The following is a 23,014-nucleotide window of genomic DNA, read 5'->3' on the forward strand; positions in this document are numbered from 1 at the left end:
GCGGCGCGGAGTGATTAGGAGTGAACGCGCATGGCCCAGGCTATGAAAATCGCGATCGTGGACGACGAACAGGATATGCGGCAGTCGATCAGCCAGTGGCTGGCACTGTCAGGCTATGACACGGAGACCTTCTCCAGCGCGGAAGAGGCGCTCAAGGTCCTGGGGCCGGATTACCCGGGCATCGTGATCTCTGACATCAAGATGCCGGGCATGGACGGGATGCAGTTCCTGAAGAAGCTGATGGGCAGCGACAGCGCTTTGCCGGTGATCATGATCACCGGCCACGGAGACGTGCCAATGGCGGTGGAGGCGATGCGCGTCGGCGCTTTCGATTTCCTGGAAAAGCCCTTCAACCCTGACCGCATGTCGGAGCTGGCCAAGCGCGCAACCGGCGCCCGCCGCCTGACGCTCGACAACCGTGCGCTGCGCCGCGAATTGTCCGACGGCGGCCAGATCATGAAAAAGCTGATCGGCCAAAGCCCGGTGATGGAGCGCCTGCGCGAAGATATTCTGGATCTGGGGCAGGCTGACGGCCATGTGCTGATCGACGGCGAGACCGGTACTGGCAAGACGCTGGTGGCCCACGCGCTGCACGCGGTTGGCAGCCGGGCAGGCAAGAAGTTCGTGCTGATTTCCTGTGCCGCACTGGAGGAAGAGGCGCTGGCCAAGCGCCTGTTCGGCCCGATGCTGCCGGAAGACAGCATGCTGCCCGCTGTCGAGGAAGCCCGCGGCGGCACGCTGGTGCTGGAAGACATCGACGCGCTGTCGGAAACCCTGCAGGCCAAGCTGCTGAGTGTGATCAACGAACAGGGCACCCCGGCTGAAACCCGGATTGTCGCGATCTCCAACCTGCAGGAAGCGGGCAAGACCTGCGAAGATGCGCTGCGCCCGGATCTGTTCTACCGGCTGGCGGCGTTGCGCATCACCGTGCCGCCGCTGCGCCAGCGGGGTGAGGATATCCTGACTCTGTTCACCCGACTCAGCGAGCAGTTTTCCGAGGAGTACGGCTGCGATGCGCCGCAGGTGAGCGCCCAGGAGGCCGCGCAGCTGCTGCAGGCGCCCTGGCCGGGCAACGTGCGCCAGCTGATCAACATCGCCGAACGTGCGGTGCTGCAGTCGCGCCGCGGCTCCGGCACCATCGCATCGCTCCTGATGTCCGATCACGAAGAGATGCAGCCGGTGATGACCACCGAGGGCAAGCCGCTGAAGGAATATGTGGAAGCGTTTGAGCGGATGCTGATCGACAACACCATGCGCCGCCACAAGGGCTCGATCGCCAGCGTGATGGATGAGCTGTGCCTGCCGCGCCGGACCCTGAACGAGAAAATGGCGAAATACGGCCTGCAGCGCTCGGATTATCTGGCCTGAACTGGCAGCAGCCGTTTCCCGGGGCGGGAAACGTCCCGGAAAACACGTGCTTTCCGAGCTGGAATTCGTGCCGAATTCAGCGGCTCCGCGGGAAAACTAACCTGAAATTAACGGCTTGCCTGATAGGGGCAGGCCGTTTGCATTTTCAGGCCCCGTGGTGACGAATGTCCATTGTCATTACCTATCCACAGGCCTTATGCTGGCGCAACGGGCTGGAAACTGGCATTTGGTTCCGCCCGTTCTGATGAGTTTCGCTGGCTTCAGCTTTTGTCCGGCAAGATCCGAGAAAGCTGCAGCCAGACCGATTGGCCCCCTTGACCCAAGGGGGCAGTTTAGCGCCCAAGCCGGAAATCAAGCCGGTGCAGGGATAACAAGGCAGGCACGGGCACACCCCGTCTGCCGGAGAAGAACCGCGATGACGCGCGCGAGAGCGAAGAGCACTGAGGCAGGAAGGCCGGGCACAGCCCCCGGGACCACCTGCTGCACCGCGCCGTCCATTATCGCCCTGACAAGACACCACCCGAAACGCGCGCGGCCGCCTGGAAGCAGGAGGCTTGCGGGCGCACAGGGCAGGTGCACCAAGGACCCATGGCTAAGAAGATGCTTATTGACGCCACCCACGCGGAAGAGACCCGCGTTGTGGTGGTCGATGGAAACAAGGTTGAGGAATTTGACTTTGAATCCGAAAACAAACGCCAGCTTGCTGGCAACATCTACCTCGCAAAAGTAACCCGCGTAGAACCGTCCCTGCAGGCGGCCTTTGTGGACTATGGCGGAAACCGCCATGGTTTCCTGGCGTTTTCCGAGATTCACCCGGATTACTACCAGATCCCCGTCGCGGACCGTGAGGCCCTGATGGAGGAAGAGCGCGCCTATGCCGAGGCGATGCGCGCCCGTGATGAGGACGAGGAAGAGAAACCGGCCAAGCCCAAGCGCTCGCGCCGTTCCAAATCCTCTGCCAAGGCAGCCAAGGCATCGTCCAAGGATGCGGTGGAAACCAAAGAGGTCGAGGCCACTGAACCGGCGGCTGGCGAAATCGCCGGCATGGAAACCATTGACCTGACCGACAGCACTGAGGCTGCGGACGTCCCGGCAGAGCTGGCCGAGGTGCCGGAAGGTTCCTCGCCGATGGAGCGTGTTGTCGAGACCCCGGTTGAAGAACCGGAAGAAGGTGAGGCTGCTGAAGCCGCGCCTGCAGCGGAAGCGGAAGAGCCTGCTGCCGCAGCGGCTGAAACAGCTGAAGACGTTCCGGCTGAAGACGCCACAGCTGAGGCCAGCGATGAAAGCGGCTCCGAAACAGAGGCCGAAACCGCCTCTGCGGATGCTGAAACTTCTGCCGAGGCAGCCAAGGGCGCTGCTGACAGCGAAGAGGATGGCGACGACGACGGCGAAACCAGCCGCGCTGATGCCACCTCGAAGGACGAAAGCATCGAGTCGGTTGCCGACGAGGACGACAGCGAGGACATCCGTCCGCCGCGCAAACCGCGTCCGCGCCGCTACAAGATCCAGGAAGTAATCAAGGTCCGCCAGGTGCTGCTGGTGCAGGTCGTCAAGGAAGAGCGCGGCAATAAGGGTGCGGCGCTGACCACCTACCTGTCGCTGGCCGGCCGTTACTGCGTGCTGATGCCCAATACCGCCCGTGGCGGCGGCATCTCCCGCAAGATCACCAATGCAGCCGACCGCAAGAAACTGAAAGACATCGCCACCGAACTGGACGTGCCGACCGGCGCGGGCCTGATCGTGCGCACCGCCGGTGCCAAGCGCACCAAGTCCGAGATCAAGCGCGACTACGAATACCTGCAGCGCCTGTGGGAGCAGATCCGCGAGCTGACGCTGAAATCCATCGCGCCGGCCAAGATCTATGAAGAAGGCGACCTGATCAAGCGCTCGATCCGCGACCTCTACAGCCGTGAGATCGACGAGGTTCTGGTGGAAGGCGATCGCGGCTACCGCATCGCCAAGGACTTCATGAAGATGATCATGCCGTCCCACGCCAAGAACGTGAAGCACTACCAGGACGGGCTGCCGCTGTTTGCACGCTTCCAGGTGGAAAGCTACCTGGCGGGCATGTTCAACCCGACAGTGCAGCTGAAATCCGGCGGCTACATCGTGATCGGCGTCACTGAGGCGCTGGTGGCGATCGACGTGAACTCCGGCCGCGCCACCAAGGAAGGCTCGATCGAGGAAACCGCGCTGAAGACCAACCTGGAGGCCGCCGAGGAGGTGGCGCGCCAGCTGCGTCTGCGTGACCTTGCCGGACTGATCGTCATCGACTTCATCGACATGGACGAGCGCAAGAATAACGCCGCCGTCGAAAAGCGCATGAAGGACAAGCTGAAAACCGACCGTGCCCGCATTCAGGTGGGCCGGATCTCGGGCTTCGGGCTGATGGAAATGTCGCGCCAGCGGCTGCGTCCCGGCATGATCGAGGCAACCACCGCGCCGTGCCCGCATTGCCATGGCACCGGCCTGATCCGCTCCGACGATTCGATGGCGCTGTCGATCCTGCGCCAGATTGAGGAAGAGGGCACCCGCCGCCGTTCGCGCGAAGTTCTGGTGCGCTGCCCGGTCTCCATCGCCAACTTCCTGATGAACCAGAAGCGCGAGCACATCGCCCAGATCGAGGCGCGGTATGGCCTGTCCGTGCGCATCGAAGGCGACGCGCATCTGGTCAGCCCGGACTTTGTGCTGGAGAAGTTCAAGACCGCGTCGCGTACCGTTCCGGCGGCAACTGCACCTGTGGTTTCTGTGGATACTTCGATCATGGATCAGGTGGACGCGGAAGAGACCAAGCAGGACGAGGAAGAGAGTGCTGCTGTGTCCGAAGCGGAAGCGCCTGAAGACACATCTCAGGATGACAAGCCCAAGCGCAAGCGCCGCCGCCGCCGCCGCCGGAAGGGCGGCAATGGCGAGCAGTCTCAGAATGGCGAGACCGGCGAGACCGGTGAAGAGGCATCCGAGGATCAGGAGCAGCCCAAGGAAGAGGCCGCAGAGGCATCTGAGGCTGCTGCTGAAGGCGAGGAAGCCCCGGCGGAAGAGGTGAAGGAGAAGAAACGCTCCCGCACCCGCACCCGTTCGCGCAAGCCGAAGGCCAAACCCGCAGAGGCGGAAGCCACGGCAGGTGAGGAATCCGCTGCTGACGCTGCAGAGGCCCCGACGGAAGCTGCAGAGGATGCTGTTGCGGCTGTTGAAACTGCCGGCGCTGGTGAAGCAGCCGCGCAGGAAGCAGAAGCTCCGGTGGCGGAAACCGCTGAAGAGGCTCCGGCGGAAGCTGAAGCCGCCCCTGCCGAAGAAGCCGCTGCTGAGGCGGAAGAGGCTGCTGCAGAGACTGTTGGCGACACACCAGAGGAAGCCGTTTCTGAAGAAGCTGAGGCTGAGCCTGCGGCAGAAGAACCTGTTGCGGAAGAACCCGCTGCGGAAGAGGCAGTAACGGAGGAAACCGAAGCTGCCGAGCCTGCGCCAGCGGTCGAAGAAAAACAGCCTGAGCCTGCCATGGCCGGTGCTGAGGCGGCGCCGGAACCGGCATCACCGCCCAAGCCCAAACGCCGCGGCTGGTGGTCGATGGGCAGCTGAAGCCGGCATATGATTCTGGGGAAGGCAGGCCGTTTGGCCTGCCTTTCTTTTTGTGCGCTCTATTGATTGCGGCAGCCGTTTTCCGGCGCGGAAAACGACCCGGAAAACACGCGTTTTCCGAGCCGGAATTCGCGCCGAATTCCGGTTCCTTCGGTGGAAAGTCTCAACTCTCTCCGGGGTTAGCCGCCCTTGCGGATCAAATAGATCTGGTGGCCGGTGCCGGTGCTGTGGCCAAGAAATTCATGACCCGCCTCATTGCAGAAATGCGGCACGTCAATCACGGCTGCAGGGTCATCCGCCAGCAGTTCCAGAATCTGGCCGGGCTGCAGCGATTTCAGCCGCTTGCGGGCCTTCAGGACGGGCAGGGGGCAAAGCAGCCCGATTGCGTCAACGGTCTCTTTGATCTCGGTCATGGTGTGCAGATAAGCGGGATGTTTCATGCTGTCCACAAGGATGTGACCAGCCGTCCCCGTGACGTTGGTCCGCGGCTGGCATAAGTGTTGGAACATGTTTGGAATCGAGATCATCGACGCAGGGCTGCTCCCTGCCATGCTGGTGGCGCTGCTGGGCGGCGTGATCAGTTTCCTGTCGCCCTGCGTGCTGCCGATTGTGCCGCCTTACCTGGCCTATATGAGCGGTGTCACCATCGGCGAAATGCAGGGCACTGTCGCCGCGCGCCGCAAGGCAATCATCGCCGCGCTGTTCTTTGTTCTCGGGCTGTCCACGGTGTTTCTGCTGCTCGGTTTCACCGCCTCAGCTTTTGGCGCGTTTGTGCTGAAAAATCAGGAGCTTTTCGCGCAGGTCTCAGGCGTCGTTGTGATTGTGTTCGGCCTGCATTTCCTGTCGGTATTCCGCATCCCCCTGCTGGACCGCGAGGCGCGGATGGAAGCGGGCGAGTCGGGTGGTTCGGCGCTCGGCGCCTATGTTCTGGGTCTGGCCTTTGCCTTTGGCTGGACGCCCTGCATCGGGCCCCAATTGGGGGCGATCCTGTCGCTGGCGGCATCGGAAGCCTCGGTCAGCCGCGGCACCATCCTGCTGGGCGTTTATGCCGCGGGGCTGGGGGTGCCCTTCCTGCTGGCGGCGATGTTCCTCAACCGGTCGATGACACTGATGAACAAAATGAAGCGCCACATGGGGCTGATCGAAAAAGTGATGGGCGGACTGCTGCTGTTTGTCGGCATCATGCTGGTCACCGGCTTGTTCACCACCTTCTCCTGGTGGCTGCTGGAAACGTTCCCGGCGCTGGCAGCACTGGGCTGAGACCAAACGATGCGAGGGGCCTTCGGGCCCCTTTTTCTTGAACCTTCCGGGCCTTACTCTTGCCGGATTGCGCTGCTAGTCTGCCCGCAGAATGGCAGAGCAGGTCAGCGTGGATCAAAGCGGTTCCAATCCCCAGCAGGTGCGCAGGCGGCGGGTGTTCTACATCCCCGGCTATGACCCGATTCATCCGCGCCGCTACCGGGAACTGTACCGCAAGGAAGGCGCCGCGCAGGCGGGGATTTCCGGCTACAGCCTGACGCTCTCTCCGAAACAGACCATAGGCCCCTATGGATGGCATGTCGCCGCGGAGATGGACGGGCAGCGGACCGAGGCGGACGTTGAGGTGCTGGTCTGGTCCGACATCGTGCGCGGCAGCATGGAGTCGTCGATTCCGGGCACCTACTGGCAATTGGTGCGGACTGCCTGGATCTATACCTCAACCGGCGCGCTGCGGCGGCTGATGCGGTTGCGCAAGGGGCCAGTGATCGCGGCGCTCTACCCGGTCGGGATGCTGCTGTTGCAGGCGCTTCTGGCGCTGCTGCTGGCCTGGGGCGTGGCCCATGCAATTGGCATTCTTGCGGGGTTGGCCAGCCTTGGCAGCCCGTTGGCCGCACTCATTGGATGGGCCCTGGGCCTTGGCGCTGGCTATGCGCTGCTGCGCTGGTTCAAGAAACGCGATGGCCAGTTCTTTGCCTATTACCTGATGCATGACTATGCCCATTCGGCTGCATCGCGGGGCGCCATCCCGCCCGAAATGGAAGCGCGGATGGACAAATTCCGCACCTTGATCCGCGAGGCGCTGGACGACCGGGGACTGGATGAAGTGCTGGTTGTCGGCCATTCCTCCGGCGCGCATCTTGGCGTTTCAGTGCTGGCGGACCTGGTCCGGGAAGGGCTGCCGCAGAAACGGCCGGTCCTGGGGTTCCTGACATTGGGGCAGGTGGTGCCAATGGTCTCTTTCCTGCCGCGGGCACGGCGGCTGCGAACCGATCTGAAATACCTGTGCCAGCGCGAGGAGCTGGCCTGGGTGGATGTCACCGCGCCCGGTGACGGCTGTGCCTTTGCGCTCTGCGATCCGGTGGCGGTCAGCGGTGTGGCCCCGGAGGGCAAGCGCTGGCCGCTGGTGTTCTCGGCAGCCTTTACCCAAACCCTCAGCCCGGCGCGCTGGAAGCAGTTGCGCTGGCGCTTCTTCCGCCTGCATTTTCAGTATCTCTGCGCCTTTGACCGGCCCGGCGACTATGATTATTTCCGCATCACTGCCGGGCCGCTGACGCTGGCGGAACGCTACAGGGACCGTAAGCCCTCCCGGTCACGTATTGACGTGCCGGTCTCGAAATTCACGTCGGTGGCCGCGGAATGAACCAGGCATTGCCGCCGAAACCGCCTGCACGGCCGGACCGGGTGTCATTGTGGCGCTATATAAGGCTGTTCCGCCAGGACATCCTCTCGGCCCAGCCTGCAAAGCTCTACCGCGCCTGGATGGCAGAGTTCCGCACGCCCTTCTTCCGTTCTTTTCTCGTCAACCAGCCGGAGCTGGTGAAGCTGCTGCTGAAAGAGCGTCCGGACGATTTCCCCAAATCGGACCGTATTGCCGAGGGGCTGAAGCCCTTGCTAGGAAATTCGGTGTTCCTGACCAATGGCGAGGCCTGGAAGCGGCAGCGGCGGATCATCGACCCGGCCTTTGAAGGCGGCAGGCTGAAGGACACCTTTCCAGCAATGCGTGCGGCGGCGGAGGCCGCAGTGACGCGCCTGGAAGGGCGGCAGGGACCGGTGGAGATCGAAGAGGAAACCTCGCACGCGGCAGCGGATGTGATTTTCCGCACGCTGTTTTCTATCCCGATAGAGCATGAGGTGGCGGGGAAGGTCTTTACCCGCTTCCGCGACTACCAGCGCAGCCAGCCCTTGCTGAACCTAGCGGCCTTTGTGCCGCTGCCGCGCTGGATGCCGCGGTTCTTCCGCGGCGGCACCCGCCGGAACGCGGCGGAAATCCGGGCGCTGATTGCACAGCTGACGTCCGACCGCATGGCGGCAATCGAGGCAGGAACAGCGCCGGATGATCTGGCGACCAAGATCATGACCACCCGTGACCCGGATACCGGCAGCACCTTTGATGCGGGCGAGATGGTGGACCAGGTCGCGATCTTCTTTCTGGCCGGCCATGAAACCAGCGCTTCGGCCCTGGCTTGGGCGCTGTATCTGATGGCGCTGTACCCGGACTGGCAGGAGAAAGTGGCGGAAGAGGCGGCCGCGCTGGAGGACGACAGTTTTGCAGCGGTGTCAAAGCTGAAGATCAGCCGCGATGTGTTCCGGGAAACCCTGCGGCTCTACCCGCCGGTGCCGATGATGGTGCGCGAAGCCGCCTGTCCGGAACGCTTCCGGAACCGTGAGGTTCCGAAGGGTGCGCAGATGGTGCTGAGCCCCTGGCACCTGCACCGGCATGAGCGGCTGTGGGACAATCCGGACGGGTTTGATCCTGCCCGCTGGGGAACGGAGAACGGCAAGCAATGCCAGCGCGACGCCTATATCCCGTTTTCAGCAGGCTCCCGCGTCTGCACCGGGGCAGGGTTCGCCATGGTGGAAGGGCCGCTGATCCTGTCGATGATCCTGCGCCGGTTCCGGATTGAGCCGGTGGCGGGCAAAGCGCCGGTGCCGGTGGCACATCTGACCGTGCGGTCGAAGAACGGGATCTGGCTACAGCTGATCAAAAGATAGCCAAGAAAATTCGAATTTTCTTGGCAAATTTCTTCGAAGAAATTTGCGTCACTGAATGATACGCACGGCATCCTGATTGCAGAAGATGACAACCTGGCCTGCATTCTCCACGGCGTGATAACCGCGGCGTTTCAACTCGAACCGGAAACGGTCCCAGCCAAGCAGCCGTTCAATGTCACGTTTCTTGCGGCGGACCACACCTCCCTTTGCAGCAGCTTGGGACTGAAAAAGCTGCCGCAGCCAAGCATCTGCTGAAAGAGGAGCGGGCATCGTCATCCCGCAAGTCTCCGGGATCGTGGTTAACGCCCTCTTAACCGGCGCAGCACAAACAGCCGGATCGCGGAGGCCAGACCGCAGTCTTCACCGCGGGTTTCATCAATTTCGGCTGCCAAGTCGTTGATTGCGCGGTCTTCCTGTGCGGCGATCTCGCGGAAGGCATCCCAAAAGTCATCCTCCAGCGACACCGAGGTCCGGTGCCCGCGCAAGGTCAGCGAATGCTTCTTGGGGCGCCCGGTCATTCGTCGCGCTTGTGATCGTCCAGGCGTTGGGCGTCCTGGTCATTGCGCGCCTTGTCCAGGTCTTTCTCTGCCTTGGTCCGCCCGAAGGTCACGGCGTTCCGGTCAGCGCGGGCCTTTTTCTCGGCCCGCGCTTTTTCTTTTCTGTACCGGTTCAGATTGACCGGCTTGCCCATCAGTCCTTGGGCCCGATCATCTGCTCGGGGCGAACCACGGCGTCAAAGGTTGCTTCGTCCACGAAGCCGAGCGCAATTGCCTCTTCCTTTAGCGTGGTGCCGTTTTTGTGGGCGGTTTTGGCGACCTTGGTGGCGTTGTCATAACCGATGGTGGGCGCCAGTGCGGTGACCAGCATCAGCGACTCCTTCATCAGCTTGTCGATGCGTGGCTCATTGGCCTGGATGCCGTTCAGCATCCGCTCGGTAAAGCTGTCCGCGGCGTCGCCCAAGAGCTGGATCGACTGCAGCAGATTATAGGACATCATCGGGTTGTAGACGTTCAGCTCGAAGTGCCCTTGCGAGCCTGCAAACTTGATCGCCGCGTCATTACCCATCACATGCGCTGCCACCTGGGTCAGTGCCTCTGCCTGGGTCGGGTTCACCTTGCCCGGCATGATTGAGGAGCCCGGTTCGTTTTCCGGCAGGATCAGCTCGCCCAGGCCAGAGCGCGGGCCGGAGCCGAGGAAGCGGATGTCGTTGGCGATCTTGTAGCAGCTGCCCGCAATGGTCGCGAGCGCGCCGGACAGGAACACCATGGCGTCATGGGCGGCCAGCGCCTCGAACTTGTTGGGGGCGGTGACAAAGGGCAGGCCGGTGATTTCTGCCATGTTGGCGGCCACGGTCTCTCCCCAGCCTTTCTGGGTGTTGAGACCGGTGCCGACAGCGGTGCCGCCCTGTGCCAGTTCATAGATGCCGGGCATTGCCGCCTCGACCCGTGCCAGGCCCTGGCGGATCTGGTGCGCATAGCCGCCGAATTCCTGGCCCAGGGTCAGCGGGGTCGCGTCCTGGGTGTGGGTCCGGCCGATCTTGATAATGTCCTTGAACTCTTCCGCCTTGGCCTCCAGCCCGTCGGCCAGTTTCGTGAGGCCCGGCACCAGCACGTCGCGCACGGACATCGCAGTGGCGATATGCATGGCGGTGGGGAAGGTGTCGTTGGAGGACTGGCCCATGTTGCAGTGATCGTTCGGGTGCACCGGATCCTTGGAGCCGATGGTGCCGCCCAGGATTTCGATTGCGCGGTTGGCGATCACTTCGTTGGAGTTCATGTTGGACTGGGTGCCGGAGCCGGTCTGCCAGACCACCAGCGGGAAGTTGTCGTCGAACTTGCCCTCAATCACCTCGCCCGCGGCCTGGATCACCGCATCGGCGATTGTCGCGTCCAGCTTGCCAGAGGCCTTGTTGGCCATGGCGCAGGCCTGTTTGATCACGCCAAGCGCGCGCACGATTGCCACCGGCTGCTTTTCCCAGCCGATCGGGAAGTTCATGATCGAGCGCTGGGTCTGCGCGCCCCAGTATTTCTCTGCCGGGACTTCAAGCGGGCCAAAACTGTCGGTTTCGGTGCGGGTTGCGGACATCCGTCTGTTTCTCCGTTGAGTATGCGATTGTATGCCGTTTAGCCTGTGCCGGGCGAGGGCGCAATTGGCCAGTTGCGCGCAGCATAGCCAAAAGGGCCGCAAGGTATAGTGGTGAATTGGCGCAATCCCGTGCGTGCCATTGCCCGCGAACATGCTATGCTTAAACTGCGGGAAACGGGTTTTGCCGTATCCGGAAAGGAAATGAATGTGCCAATCCGCTTGTCTCTTGAAATGTCATTGAAATCCCTTGCCGCTTTGCTTTTAGCGGGCGGAATTCTCGCGGCTGCAGCAGGGCAGGGGATTGCAGCCGGAATTGCGCAGTTTGCAGGCGAGTATTCCGGCAGTGTCGAAATCGTCAAGGCTGACGGCGACACCGATCCGCGCGATATGAGCGTGGTGATCCGCGAGATGAAGAAAGGGTTCACCATCAAATGGACCTCCACGACGGAGCGGGACGACGGCAGCAGGAAATCCAAAACTTACGAGATTGAATTCCAGACGTCCCGGCGCGACGGTGTCTATTCAGCAGCAATGAAGCGGAATGTATTCGGCCACGAGGTGCCGCTTGATCCGATGGAAGGTGAGCCCTTTGTATGGGGGCGGATCACCGGTGACACTCTGACTGTGTTCTCGCTGTTCATACATCCGAACGGTGATTACGAGATGCAGCAGTACGACCGCACGCTCGCGGAGGGCGGGCTGGATCTGGTCTATATATCGCGCCTGAACGGGGAGCCGAAGCGGCAGCTGCAGACATTCCTCACCCGGCACTGAGATCTGTTCTTGTCCCGCAAACAAAAAGGCAGCCTGCCAGGCTGCCTTGATCGGGGGGAGGCCGCAGGTGCAGTCTATTTGCGGAAACTGTCGAGGGACACCACGTCCGCGTCCTTTTTCTTGGGTTCCGGCTGATCTTCGGCGCTGAGCGGGTCTTCCTCTGCGTCCGGCTCTGCGGAATAGCCTTCCCCGTCTTCGTCGGCGCTTTCGAACCGCAGCCCGAACTCCACCGAGGGATCCACAAAAGTCCGGATCGCATCATATGGAATGTAGAGCGGCTCGGGTGAATCGCCAAAGTTCAGAGTGACCGCAAAGCCGTCTTCGTCCACGGTCAGATTGTCGAACCAATGCTGCATGACCACGGTCATTTCGCCGGGGTAGCGGTCCGACAGCCAATCGGCCAATTCCACATCCGGATGGGCTGTATCGAAGGTGATGAAAAAGTGATGGTTGCCGGGCAAGCCATTCTCGGAGATGTCCTGCAGCACGGTCCGGATCAGGCCGCGCATGGCAGAGTGCATCAGGTTGCCATAGTCGATTTCACGGGACATGCAGTCACCCTTTGTTCATTTGCCGTTAAGCATAGGAGATTCTGCTGGAAACAAAAGAGCAGCCTTGTCGGCTGCTCAAATATTTTTGCCGCGGCGGAAGATTGGAGAAGCGCTGCAGTCAGCTGATTGCAAACGGGAATTCGGAAACGGCCAGGCCTGCCGCTGCCATCACTGCCAGCAGCAGCAGCATATTGCCGCGCACTGCCAGGGCCGCGAGCGGGGCAAGCAGAACCAGCACCACGGCCGGGGTGTTCATGCTGCTCCAGACAGGTGCGGGAATGTGCAGGATGCCGGCGTCGAAGGTTCTTGTTTCGGCAAATGCGACATGGATCAAAAACCACACCGACAGGTTCAGAATGACACCGGCCACCGTGGCCGTCACCGCCTTCAGCGCCATCCCCAGCCGCGGGTGCGATGCGATGCGCTCCACATAGGGCGCAGCGGCAAAGATCCACAGGAAGCAGGGCATGAAGGTGGCCCAAAGCGCAACCGCGCCGGCAGCGAGGAACAGGCCGGAACCGCCCGCCTGCAGTCCTGACAGCATGGCAACGAACTGGGTAACCAGGATCAGCGGGCCGGGGGTGGTTTCCGCCAGCCCTAGCGCGTCGATCATCTGGCCCGCGCTGATCCAGCCGAACTGGCTGACCACGGTCTGGCTGATATAGGCCAGCACTGCGTAGGCCCCGCCAAAGGTGACAACCGCCAGTTTTGAGAAGAACCAGCCGATGTCGGCCAGGAACGCTGCGCTGCCCAGGCTCAGGGCGATCAGCGGCAGCAGCCACAATGCGCCCCACACCAGGATGGTTTGTGCGGTACTGCCATTGCGTGCAGGCGGGTTCGGTGACGGTGCCGCCGTGTTCCCGTCCTTGCGCATCAGGCCCAGGCAGCCGGCGGTCAGAACAACCAGCGGAAACGGCAGGTTCAGCAAGAACAGCGCTGCAAACCCGAAACCCGCCAGAAACCAATCCAGAGGATGTTTCAACGCCTTTCCTGCAAGGCGGCGAAGCGCCTGGAGAATGATGACCACCACCGCCGCTTTTATGCCTAGAAACGCAGACTGAACCGCGGGCAGGGTGCCGTATTGTGCGTAGAGCCAGACCAGCGCTGCTATAACGGCCGCCCCTGGCAGCACGAACAAAAGGCCCGCCAGCAGCCCGCCGGCGGTGCCGCGCATCCGCCAGCCTGTATAGGTGGCCAGCTGCATCGCCTCCGGCCCTGGCAGCAGCATGCAAAAGGACAGACCGCGCAGGAAGCTTTCCTCGCTCAGCCAGGGCCTGTCTTCAACCAGTTCCTTGTGCATAACCGCAATCTGGGCCGCTGGGCCGCCAAAGCTGAGCACGCCAATGCGTCCGAAAACACGGAACATCTCCGTCCAGGAGGGCTGACTCATGATTTCCGGTCCGCGGGCCAGTCATGACCTTCGCCGCGCCCGTCGCGGGCCCAGCGGTATAGCGCGTCATACAATGTCATGCCTGCCTCTAGCTGCTGGTGGTCGTCTTTGTACTGGCGCGACAGGCCCACCGAGACAGCCAAAAGCCCTGCCGCCTCCGGTGCCAGATCATGCCGGTTGGTGTCGGCACCTCTCACAACGCAGGCCAGCGTGTCAAGCGCCGGGGTTCTGAGCCCGAATTCGTCCAGCATGGTGTCAAAGGTGCAAAACTCATTCCTGTGCGACCAGAAAACGCCCTCAACATCAAAAGGGGTGGCGCCGAAGCGTTCTGCCACGGCAGCAACTTCTGATGGCGCCACAAACAGGAAACGGGCCTGGGCGTCCACAAAGCGGAGGATCAGCCAGGGGCAGGCGATGCGGTCGATCTTGGGACGGTGGCGGGTCACCCACAGGGTGCTGCCGCCAACCGGCGCGGGCAGGGCGCTGGCGGGAATGCGCGGCGCGCCTTTGTGGCCGCGCCAGCCATACATGCCACCCTGCAGATACTCAGCCTCAATCCCGTCATTGCGCAGCCAGGCGGCAACGCCTTGCGACAGTTTCAGGCCTTTCTGGCAGATCACCACACAGGGCCTCCCGCCGAGGCGAGCCTTGAGGCTTTCGATTCCGGTATGGGGATGCCGGAAGGAACCGGGAATCAGAAAGGGGTCTTCGGCAAAGTCTTCATCGGTGCAGATATCCGTAAGAACCGGCGCATTCGGCGTGCCGATCAGGCGCAAGAGCTGGGCAGGGGTGATTTCATTTGGGGCAGCCATGGGCATGTCTCCTCGCGAGCAAGGTTAACATGCGAACCTTGGGCTGTCGCCTCACGGGGCGTTCGCGTCTCTCCCCATGCATTCTTACAAGCGCGTTTGTGCCCCTCTTGTCAAGCAATTGCAGGCTGCGGCTACCGCAACCTTTCCCCGGTCATGCAAACCGCCATCGCCTCAGGCGGCAGCTGGCCAAGCTGTTCGAACATCCTGAAATAATCCATGTTGGAATGCAGCTCTGCGATCTTTCCGTCCGCCACCCGTGCCATGACCTGCCCGGTGATCTGAAAGGCAGTTCCATCCTTGGGATCACTGGTGTCAACCAGCAGCCGGATGGATACCCAGTCCCGGGTTTCCATTGCATGGGTGAAGGCCACCTTCATGGGCCCCACGAGATTGCGCAGCGCCGCCACCACTTCGCTATAGTCGCATTCCGGCACTGCCAGCGCAGAGACGGCCCCGGAGATGACCGTGTTTGCGGTCATTACTTCGTCCACGGCATCCAGGTTTCCTTGGCACCAGACTTCCTGGAACCAGAAATGCAGAAGACTTGTCAGCGGCATGTCTGTGCAGCCATCCGGGTCGAACGGTGCCGCCATGTTCGGGTATCCCTCTGCAGAAGGCAGGGCAGGGCCGTCTGCCGGGGATGCCCGGCGCGGCGAAACGTGGAGTGTGCTGGCGGTTTTGGTCATGTTCACCCTTCGGGGGACCGGGTCCGGTTTACGGCGCGGCTGCATCCGGTTGCGTTAAACAAGCATAATATCCTGGGAATGGTAAAGTGCAGGTTTCTGTTGCCAGGTACCTGCGAACCCCGCCTTACGCGGCTAGGCGCAAGGACTTAGATTTCGATTCCTCGAACTGCTTACGCAGCCAGAGCAACCGGAGCACGATTGTCGTTTGCAATTGTACTGTTTGGGCCGGTACGGTGGCACCCCGCCGAGACAAAGCAAAACCCCTTTAGACGTCCGTCGATCCTGTTTCGGCCCCATGATCCTCAAACGAAGGATTTTGGTGGAGCCGCCGGGTACCGCCCCCGGGTCCGATCCGCTTATTACGAGCGCGTTTATGTCCATAGTTCCCGAAGGAACAGGAGTCATATAAGCGGCTTCTGCGCGGATGCAAAGGGGAGAACCGGAATCCTGCGAGGATTCCGGCCAGTTTTCCGGTGCGGAAAACTGGTGTCAGCCGAAACCGCAGCCCCCGAAAATCCTCGCAGGATTTTTGGCCGTTTCCCGCGCCGGGAAACGGCGGCGCTAAATCAGTCTGCGGATCGGGGCGCCGTTACAGAAGATGATGACCTGCTCGCGGTTCTGCACCGCCTGAAACCCGCGGGCGCGCACCTCTGTCAGAAAGGCGTCCATCCCGGCATAGCGTTCAATGTCGCGGCGCTTGCGGCGGACCACACCGCCGTTCTGCACCGCCTTGCAGGCGAAGATATCGCGCAGCCAGATATCAGGGGAAAGGGCGGAGCCAGGTTTAACCATGCCGGAAGTTTCCCGGTTCATGGTTAACAAACTCTTACCTCCTTGCCCGGGCCGCAAAGACATTGGCTGCCAGTTCGCGGGTTTCATCTTCCAGGTCCTGCAGGCCCGCAACTGCTGCGCCGCCATCGCCCGCCTCGATGGCATTGGCAATCCGGGTGTGAAGCCCGGTGATCACGGCGCGGTCGCGAGCGGTGAAGGTGATCATGTTCATCAGGGGTTGCATTGCCTCCACCGCGCCGGCCAGCTGATAGGACAATACCGGATTGCATGCCCCGTCCACCAGCGCCCGGTGAAAGGCCACGTCGGAGGCACAGAAGGCCACATCCGTCAGCCCTGGCTGGCCTTGGCGGAAAATTTCTGCCCGCATTGTCGCCAGATGGTCAGCGCTGCGGCGTGCGGCCGACAGCGGCGCGCAAGACCGCTCCAGCGCATAGCGCGCCTCGCAGGCGGTATCAAAGCTCACCTCATTCATACTCAGCAGCAGTGTCGATGTGGTGACCTGCTGCGCATAAGCATCCTCAAAGCTAATACGATTCACAAAGGCACCGCCGGACGCCCCGCGCTGGGTGCGGATCAGCGATTGCGCCGCCAGCCGTTTCAGCGCTTCGCGCACCGTCGGGCGGGAGACCTGAAAATGATCCGACAACTCCGCCTCCGACGGCAGCCGCTCATCCACGATCAAGTCGCCGGAGATGATGGCATCCTTGATCGCCTGCGCTATCTGAACCGACAGACCGGCGGAACTGCTTGGGTCAATCTGCATACCCGGTGTCCTTGCAAAGTGCGGCCCGGATGCGGTCCGGGCAAGAAATCATTTGTCTGACATTTAAAAGTCTGACATTTAAAACCTAAGGCTTGAGTCGGGGGAGGGCAATGCCTGGATCCTCTGCACGCAGGCTTTTGCGGCAGTGGCTCTGCCGCACGCCGCCAATTTCCTGAAACGCTCAAACGGAGACTTGAGCATGGCAAGCATCTTCCCCTCCCGCCGCATCCGGCGCACGCCCTTTTCCCCCGGTGTCGAGGCCGCGGGCGTCAAGGGCTATACGGTCTACAACCACATGCTGCTGGCAACGGTGTTTGACAGCCTGGAATACGACTGCGCCCATCTGAAGGAGCATGTCCAGGTCTGGGATGTCGCCTGCGAGCGCCAGGTCAGCATTAAAGGTCCCGATGCGCTGCGTCTGATGAAGCTGATCAGCCCGCGCGACATGGACAAGATGGCAGACGACCAGTGCTACTATGTGCCGACGGTCGATCACAACGGCGGCATGCTGAACGATCCGGTGGCGGTGAAACTGGCCGCGGATCATTACTGGCTGTCGCTTGCCGATGGCGACCTGCTGCAGTTTGCGCTGGGGATCGCCATTGCCAAGGGCTTCGACGTGGAGATCACGGAGCCCGATGTCTCACCCCTGGCGGTGCAGGGCCCGAAGGCGGATGACCTTATGGCCCGCGTGTTCGGCGAAACGGTGCGCGATATCCGGTTCTTCCGCTACAAGCGTCTGGACTTCCAGGGGGCAGAGCTCGTGGTGGCGCGCTCCGGCTGGTCCAAGCAGGGCGGCTTTGAGGTCTATGTCGAAGGTTCGGATCTGGGGATGCCGCTGTGGAACGCGTTGTTCGCCGCTGGTGAAGACCTGAACGTGCGGGCGGGCTGCCCCAATGCGATCGAGCGGATCGAGAGCGGGCTGCTGAGCTATGGCAATGACATGACCCGCGCAAACACGCCGTATGAATGCGGGCTGGGCAAGTTCTGCAATTCGCCGGAAGACTACATTGGCAAGTCCGCACTGTCAGAGCAGGCGGCAAACGGGCCGCAACGTCAGATCCGGCCGCTGGTGATCGGCGGGCAGATCCCGCCCTGCCTGGACGCCTGGCCGCTTTTTGCGGACGGGCGCCGGGTTGGAGAGGTCGGCTCGGCCATTTTCTCACCTGAATTTCAGGTGAACGCCGCGATAGGCATGGTGGACCGGTCTCATTGGGCGCCGGGCACTGCGTTGGAAGTTGAGACACCGGCAGGAATGCTGCCGGCAACAGTTCAGGAGAAGTTCTGGCGGTGATGCAAAGCGCCGGGGGCGCTGCTCCCGCCGCTGCTCCCCAGGGATAATTTGGGCCAGATGAACACTGGATCTGGTTCGCGGTACAGGAAAGGATGGCAAGATGTTCAATGCACTGGTGGTGAACAAGGACGAAGACAGCGGCAAGACTTCTGCGGCGGTGGAGCAGATCAGCCTGGATCAGCTGCCCGAGGGCGAGGTGACCGTGGCCGTGGAATACTCCACCGTGAACTACAAGGACGGGCTGTGCATCGGGCCGGGCGGCGGGCTGGTGCGCAAGTACCCGCATGTGCCGGGCATCGACTTTGCCGGCACCGTCGAAGCGTCCTCAGATGACCGCTACAAACCGGGCGACAAGGTTGTGCTGACCGGCTGGCGCGTGGGCGAGGCCCATTGGGGTGGCTACAGCCAGAAAGCCAACGTACGCGCCGACTGGCTTGTGCCGCTGCCCGAAGGTTTGAACAGCCGCCAGGCAATGGCCGTGGGCACCGCGGGCTTTACCGCCATGCTGGCAGTGATGGCGCTGGAGGATCACGGGCTGGAACCCGGCCATGGCCCGGTGCTGGTGACAGGCGCGGCAGGCGGTGTCGGCTCTGTCGCCACCGCGATCCTGGCAAACCTGGGCTATGAGGTCGCCGGGGTCACCGGCCGTCCGGAAACCGCAGACTACCTGAAATCGCTGGGGGCAACGCAGATTGTTGCGCGGGAGGAGATCAACGAGACCACCAAGCGCCCGCTGGAGAGCGAATCCTGGGCAGGCTGCGTAGACGCGGTGGGCGGGGCTATGCTGGCCCGCGTGCTGGGGCAGATGAAATACGGCGCCTCGGTGGCTGCGGTCGGCCTGGCGGGCGGCGCGGCGCTGCCTGCGACCGTGATCCCCTTCCTGCTGCGCGGCGTGAACCTCTTGGGCATCGACTCGGTCATGCAGCCCTATGACAACCGCGTCCGTGCGTGGCAGCGCATCGCCAGCGACCTGCCGATGGACAAGCTGGAGGCGATGATCCAGCCCGCGGCCCTCAGCGATTTGCCGCAATTGGGCGCGGACATCCTCAAGGGTCAGGTCAAGGGCCGGGTGGTGGTGGACGTGAACGCCTAAATCCTTATAATAGCTTGCATCTGTCGGAAGACGCGCGGCGATGTCCGCGCGTTTTTTATTCTGTAAGGGCGGCCCCAATATCGGGCTGCGGTGTTTCCGGGCAGTCTTTCGGGCTGCATTGCCCCGCGGTGCCCGGGCAGACGCCCATAGGCCGCAATAAATCTGAATACCCGGGCATGATCCGATTTGCCGCCCTTTATCCGCTCATTGCCGCGGACAAGGCGGCGCGCCGCCTCCTCCGAGAGCGCAAACGGAGGTTTGCCCGGCAAAGCAATTTGGGAAGGAGGCCGCAATGGCTGACGAAACCACCAATCAGGGTATCCCCGCCCCGGAGGGCGAGGCAGATATCATCGACACCGAATACGAGATCGGCCAGGACAATATCGAAACCCAGATCGGCCCGTTCGGGGTCGACATCCACAATCCGGTGTTCCTGGTGTCCGGCCTGGTCATTGTGGCCTTTGTGTTTTACGCGCTGGCGCTGCCGGAACAAGCCGGCGCCTTTTTTAACTGGCTGCGCCCAGCGGTCACCAGCAGTTTTGACTGGTTCTTCTTCGGCGCCGCCGACCTGTTTGTCCTGTTCTGCCTGTTTCTGATCGTCTCCCCCTGGGGCAAGGTCCGCCTGGGCGGCAATGAGGCCACACCGGATTACAACTACCTAGGCTGGTTCGCGATGCTGTTTGCCGCAGGCATGGGCATTGGCCTCATGTTCTATGGCGTCAGCGAACCGATGAGCCATTTCTCCACCGCTTTCGGCGGAACTGCCGTGTCAGAGGGCGGCGGCGCCCGCACCGACTGGGCACCGCTGGGTGCTGCAGCGGGGGATGAGGCCGAGGCGGTGCGCCTGGGGATGGCCGCGACGATCTTCCATTGGGGGCTTCACCCCTGGGCAATATACGCCATTGTGGCGCTGGCCCTGGCTCTGTTCACCTATAACAAGGGACTGCCGCTCACGATCCGCTCTGCCTTTTACCCGATCTTCGGCGAGCGTGTCTGGGGCTGGACTGGCCACGTCATCGACATCCTGGCGGTTTTTGCCACGCTGTTCGGCCTTGCGACCTCGCTTGGCTTCGGTGCGACCCAGGCCAACGCAGGCCTGAATGAGCTGTTCGGCGTGCCGACCGGCGCCACCACCGAGGTGATCCTGATTACCGCTATTACCGCTGTTGCGCTGATCTCGGTGCTGCGCGGGCTGGACGGCGGCGTGAAGGTGCTGTCGGAGATCAACATGGGGCTGGCCTTCCTGTTGCTGATCTTCGTGCTGCTGGTTGGCCCGACCATGGCCATCCTGACAGGTTTTGCCGCCAGCCTGATGGCCTATGTCGAATATCTGCCGGCACTCTCCAACCCGATCGGGCGCGAGGATGTGAACTTCAGTCAGGGCTGGACCGCCTTTTACTGGGCCTGGTGGATCAGCTGGTCGCCGTTTGTGGGCATGTTCATCGCCCGCGTCAGCCGCGGCCGCACCGTGCGGGAGTTTGTGATCTGCGTGCTGCTGATCCCCAGCCTCGTCTGCGTCCTTTGGATGAGCGTCTTTGGCGGCACCGCTATTCATCAGGTGCTGTCTGACGGCTTCACCGGGGCGCAGGACGCGGCGCTTGAACTCAAACTGTTCAAGATGCTGGGTGAGCTGCCGCTGGCCGGCATCACCTCCTTTGTCGGCATCGTGCTGGTGGTGGTGTTCTTCGTGACCTCGTCGGACTCCGGTTCGCTGGTGATCGACACCATCACCGCTGGCGGCAAGGTCGACGCGCCGGTGCCGCAGCGGGTGTTCTGGTGCATCTTCGAGGGTGCCGTTGCCATCGTGCTGCTGCTCGGCGGCGGTCTTGGCGCGTTGCAGGCGATGGTGATCTCGACCGGGCTGCCGTTCACAGTGGTCTTGCTGCTGATGTGCTGGGCCATCTTCCGGGGCCTGCAGACAGAGGCACGCTGAGGCAGCTTGCCATGAATGACAGAACACCCCGGCAAACCTGCCGGGGTGTTCTCTTTGTCAGCTATTGTACTTGAAGAACCCGAGCGAGTTGCCGTCCGGATCAATGGCATAGAAGAACCGCCCGGGCGGGATCTCGATGGTTTCGGAGACCACCTTGCCGCCGGCATCCGTGATCCGCTCCATCACGTCTTCCAGTTCGCCTTCTGCAGTCAGATGCAGAGTTGGGCCGCGGCCGTCGCCTGCGGGTTTGCCGGGGTAGAGATGCAAGGCAACGCCCGTGGCTTGATCCGCGGGTTTGAACATCGCAATCGGGTTGGGGCCGCTGCTGTCGATGCTCAGATCGGCCCCCGTCACCTTGCTGTAAAACGTGACCGCCGCGTCCAGGTCGCTGACGGGCAGTTCGCCCCAGACCAGAAAATCTTTGGGAGTAAAGGCCATAATGTATCCTCCATGAGTTGATGCCGCCAGACTGCCATGCCCTGATGACAGTTTCCGGCATCAGCCTTGCCGCTTGACCGGACCTCAGCCGCTACGTTACGACCCTCGTGTCCTGCTATGGCTTTTCCGCCTTGCAGGGCTGCCTGCGATCCCTCAATCCTTGTGCGGGAGCGCGGCTCGGCTGGAAGACCTGCCATGTTCGGGGTGATCCCTGGCATGTGCCGGTCGCCCCCTGAACCGCAGCGATTGAGGAGACACGCGATGAGCGTTTTGGATATTGATTTCGTCCGGGCACAGTTCCCCGCCTTTGCAGAACCCAGCCTTGAAGGGCAGGCGTTCTTTGAAAATGCCGGCGGGTCCTACACCTGCCGCCATGTGATTGACCGGCTGACCCGTTTCTACACCCAGCGCAAGGTGCAGCCCTATGCGCCCTATGAGGCGTCCCGTCTGGGCGGCGAGGAAATGGACGAAGCCCGCACCCGTCTGGCTGCGCTGATGGGGGTCGCTACGGATGAGCTGAGCTTTGGCCCCTCGACCACCCAAAACACCTATGTGCTGGCGCAGGCCTTCCGCAAACTGATGAAGCCGGGTGAGGCGATCATCGTCACCAACCAGGACCATGAGGCCAATACCGGCCCCTGGCGCCGCCTGGCCGAGGAGGGGATTGAGGTCCGCGAATGGCAGCTGGACCCGCAGACCGGCCATCTGGATGTGGCGCAGCTGGAAAACCTCTTGGATGAAAACGTCCGCCTGGTCTGTTTCCCGCATTGCTCCAACGTGGTGGGGGAGATCAACCCGGTGGCAGAGATCACCGCAATGGCCCATGATGCGGGTGCCTTTGTCTGCGTTGATGGTGTCTCCTATGCGCCGCACGGGCTGCCGAACGTGGATGAACTGGGCGCCGACATCTACCTGTTCTCCTCCTACAAGACCTACGGGCCGCATCAGGGCGTCATGGTGATCCGCCGGGCGCTGGGCGAGCTGCTGCCGAACCAGGCGCATTACTTTAACGCAGGCGACCTCTACAAACGCTTCACTCCGGCCGGCCCCGACCACGCCCAGGTGGCGGCTTCGGCCGGTATGGCGGATTATTTCGAGGCGCTGGCGATGCATCACGGCCACAGCGGCAGCGCTGCGGAGACCGGTGCCTTTGTCCACGACCTGATGCGCGCGCATGAAATCAAGCTGCTGCAGCCGCTGCTGGACGCAGTGAAGGACCGCAACGATCTGCGCCTGCTGGGTCCGTCCATCGCCGAAAACCGTGCGCCCACCGTGGCCTTGGCCCTCAGCCGTGCAGCAGAGCCGGTTGCGGCCCAGCTGGCAGAACACGGCATCATGGCAGGCGGCGGCGATTTCTACGCCGTGCGCGCGCTGAAGGCGATGGGCATCGATCCAAGCGAGGGCGTGCTGCGTATCAGCTTTACCCACTACACGTCCGAGGCAGAGGTCGCCAAACTGACCGAGGCCTTGGACCGGGTGCTGTAACAGGA

Annotated in this window: 22 protein-coding genes and 1 other RNA gene; 10 read left to right on the top strand and 13 right to left on the bottom strand. The window is 62.3% G+C overall.

Annotated elements, in window-relative coordinates; genetic code table 11:
* Positions 1 to 30 precede the first annotated feature (30 nt).
* Positions 31 to 1,368, top strand: a complete 1,338-nt coding sequence (locus tag GC1_RS00930) for a sigma-54-dependent transcriptional regulator (RefSeq protein WP_019297463.1) — start codon at positions 31 to 33, stop codon at positions 1,366 to 1,368.
* Between the two features lie 588 nt (positions 1,369 to 1,956).
* Complete coding sequence (locus GC1_RS00935; protein WP_019297464.1) at positions 1,957 to 4,941, top strand: Rne/Rng family ribonuclease; 2,985 nt, start codon at positions 1,957 to 1,959, stop codon at positions 4,939 to 4,941.
* Between the two features lie 179 nt (positions 4,942 to 5,120).
* On the opposite strand, the gene GC1_RS00940 is transcribed toward GC1_RS00935, so the two are convergent.
* Positions 5,121 to 5,354 (bottom strand): sulfurtransferase TusA family protein, encoded by a 234-nt coding sequence (locus tag GC1_RS00940; RefSeq protein ID WP_029204941.1) that lies wholly within the window; start codon positions 5,352 to 5,354, stop codon positions 5,121 to 5,123.
* 94 nt (positions 5,355 to 5,448) lie between these two features.
* Between GC1_RS00940 and GC1_RS00945 the strand changes: the two genes are divergently transcribed.
* From GC1_RS00945 to GC1_RS00955, 3 genes are all read left to right on the top strand, one after another.
* Positions 5,449 to 6,201 (top strand): cytochrome c biogenesis CcdA family protein, encoded by a 753-nt coding sequence (locus tag GC1_RS00945; RefSeq protein WP_019297466.1) that lies wholly within the window; start codon positions 5,449 to 5,451, stop codon positions 6,199 to 6,201.
* A gap of 91 nt (positions 6,202 to 6,292) precedes the next feature.
* On the top strand, positions 6,293 to 7,561 hold the full coding sequence (locus tag GC1_RS00950) for a hypothetical protein (protein WP_019297467.1): 1,269 nt from the start codon (positions 6,293 to 6,295) through the stop codon (positions 7,559 to 7,561).
* A complete protein-coding gene (locus GC1_RS00955) occupies positions 7,558 to 8,913 on the top strand; it encodes a cytochrome P450 (protein ID WP_019297468.1) in 1,356 nt (451 codons plus the stop codon). Before GC1_RS00950 ends, GC1_RS00955 begins: the two co-directional genes overlap by 4 nt.
* Before the next feature lie 48 nt (positions 8,914 to 8,961).
* On the opposite strand, the gene GC1_RS00960 is transcribed toward GC1_RS00955, so the two are convergent.
* The 4 genes from GC1_RS00960 to fumC are packed head-to-tail and all read right to left on the bottom strand — an operon-like array spanning position 8,962 to position 10,998.
* Positions 8,962 to 9,189, bottom strand: a complete 228-nt coding sequence (locus GC1_RS00960) for a hypothetical protein (protein ID WP_019297469.1) — start codon at positions 9,187 to 9,189, stop codon at positions 8,962 to 8,964.
* A gap of 23 nt (positions 9,190 to 9,212) precedes the next feature.
* Positions 9,213 to 9,431 carry a ribbon-helix-helix domain-containing protein gene (locus GC1_RS00965; protein WP_019297470.1) on the bottom strand — a complete coding sequence of 73 codons (219 nt, stop codon included), beginning with the start codon at positions 9,429 to 9,431 and terminating at the stop codon, positions 9,213 to 9,215.
* The gene (locus tag GC1_RS00970) at positions 9,428 to 9,604 is read right to left on the bottom strand and encodes a DUF4169 family protein (protein ID WP_019297471.1); all 177 of its coding nucleotides are present in this window, start codon (positions 9,602 to 9,604) and stop codon (positions 9,428 to 9,430) included. The genes GC1_RS00965 and GC1_RS00970 overlap by 4 nt, the downstream gene beginning before the upstream one ends.
* The gene (fumC, locus tag GC1_RS00975; RefSeq protein WP_019297472.1) at positions 9,604 to 10,998 is read right to left on the bottom strand and encodes a class II fumarate hydratase; all 1,395 of its coding nucleotides are present in this window, start codon (positions 10,996 to 10,998) and stop codon (positions 9,604 to 9,606) included. The genes GC1_RS00970 and fumC overlap by 1 nt, the downstream gene beginning before the upstream one ends.
* A gap of 201 nt (positions 10,999 to 11,199) precedes the next feature.
* Between fumC and GC1_RS00980 the strand changes: the two genes are divergently transcribed.
* Positions 11,200 to 11,772: a hypothetical protein gene (locus GC1_RS00980; RefSeq protein ID WP_019297473.1), complete on the top strand. Its 573-nt coding sequence runs from the start codon at positions 11,200 to 11,202 to the stop codon at positions 11,770 to 11,772.
* Between the two features lie 74 nt (positions 11,773 to 11,846).
* On the opposite strand, the gene GC1_RS00985 is transcribed toward GC1_RS00980, so the two are convergent.
* The 7 genes from GC1_RS00985 to GC1_RS01010 form a co-directional block, all read right to left on the bottom strand.
* A complete protein-coding gene (locus tag GC1_RS00985; RefSeq protein WP_019297474.1) occupies positions 11,847 to 12,323 on the bottom strand; it encodes an SspB family protein in 477 nt (158 codons plus the stop codon).
* Between the two features lie 118 nt (positions 12,324 to 12,441).
* Positions 12,442 to 13,713 (bottom strand): chromate efflux transporter, encoded by a 1,272-nt coding sequence (gene chrA / locus GC1_RS00990; RefSeq protein WP_019297475.1) that lies wholly within the window; start codon positions 13,711 to 13,713, stop codon positions 12,442 to 12,444.
* Complete coding sequence (locus GC1_RS00995) at positions 13,710 to 14,525, bottom strand: chromate resistance protein ChrB domain-containing protein (RefSeq protein ID WP_019297476.1); 816 nt, start codon at positions 14,523 to 14,525, stop codon at positions 13,710 to 13,712. The genes chrA and GC1_RS00995 overlap by 4 nt, the downstream gene beginning before the upstream one ends.
* Positions 14,526 to 14,656: 131 nt before the next feature.
* Positions 14,657 to 15,211, bottom strand: coding sequence for a nuclear transport factor 2 family protein (locus GC1_RS01000; RefSeq protein ID WP_237754545.1), 555 nt, complete (start codon positions 15,209 to 15,211; stop codon positions 14,657 to 14,659).
* Between the two features lie 85 nt (positions 15,212 to 15,296).
* Positions 15,297 to 15,646: a transfer-messenger RNA gene (ssrA, locus tag GC1_RS22055) on the bottom strand.
* A gap of 126 nt (positions 15,647 to 15,772) precedes the next feature.
* Positions 15,773 to 16,024, bottom strand: coding sequence for a hypothetical protein (locus tag GC1_RS01005; protein WP_019297478.1), 252 nt, complete (start codon positions 16,022 to 16,024; stop codon positions 15,773 to 15,775).
* A 13-nt stretch (positions 16,025 to 16,037) separates the two neighbouring features.
* The gene (locus tag GC1_RS01010; protein ID WP_019297479.1) at positions 16,038 to 16,766 is read right to left on the bottom strand and encodes a FadR/GntR family transcriptional regulator; all 729 of its coding nucleotides are present in this window, start codon (positions 16,764 to 16,766) and stop codon (positions 16,038 to 16,040) included.
* Positions 16,767 to 16,965: 199 nt separating this feature from the next.
* On the opposite strand from GC1_RS01010, the gene GC1_RS01015 reads away from it, so the two are divergent.
* From GC1_RS01015 to GC1_RS01025, 3 genes are all read left to right on the top strand, one after another.
* Positions 16,966 to 18,060 carry a dimethylsulfoniopropionate demethylase gene (locus GC1_RS01015; RefSeq protein WP_019297481.1) on the top strand — a complete coding sequence of 365 codons (1,095 nt, stop codon included), beginning with the start codon at positions 16,966 to 16,968 and terminating at the stop codon, positions 18,058 to 18,060.
* 100 nt (positions 18,061 to 18,160) lie between these two features.
* Positions 18,161 to 19,153, top strand: coding sequence for an acryloyl-CoA reductase (gene acuI, locus GC1_RS01020; protein WP_019297482.1), 993 nt, complete (start codon positions 18,161 to 18,163; stop codon positions 19,151 to 19,153).
* A gap of 292 nt (positions 19,154 to 19,445) precedes the next feature.
* Positions 19,446 to 21,086, top strand: coding sequence for a BCCT family transporter (locus tag GC1_RS01025; RefSeq protein WP_019297483.1), 1,641 nt, complete (start codon positions 19,446 to 19,448; stop codon positions 21,084 to 21,086).
* Positions 21,087 to 21,143: 57 nt separating this feature from the next.
* On the opposite strand, the gene GC1_RS01030 is transcribed toward GC1_RS01025, so the two are convergent.
* Entirely contained in the window at positions 21,144 to 21,524 is a 381-nt protein-coding gene (locus GC1_RS01030) for a VOC family protein (protein ID WP_019297484.1), read from the bottom strand.
* A 261-nt stretch (positions 21,525 to 21,785) separates the two neighbouring features.
* On the opposite strand from GC1_RS01030, the gene GC1_RS01035 reads away from it, so the two are divergent.
* Positions 21,786 to 23,009: an aminotransferase class V-fold PLP-dependent enzyme gene (locus GC1_RS01035; RefSeq protein WP_019297485.1), complete on the top strand. Its 1,224-nt coding sequence runs from the start codon at positions 21,786 to 21,788 to the stop codon at positions 23,007 to 23,009.
* The last annotated feature ends 5 nt before the right edge of the window (positions 23,010 to 23,014 follow it).

The organism is Leisingera sp. ANG1 (assembly GCF_000203975.2).
Lineage (GTDB): Bacteria > Pseudomonadota > Alphaproteobacteria > Rhodobacterales > Rhodobacteraceae > Leisingera.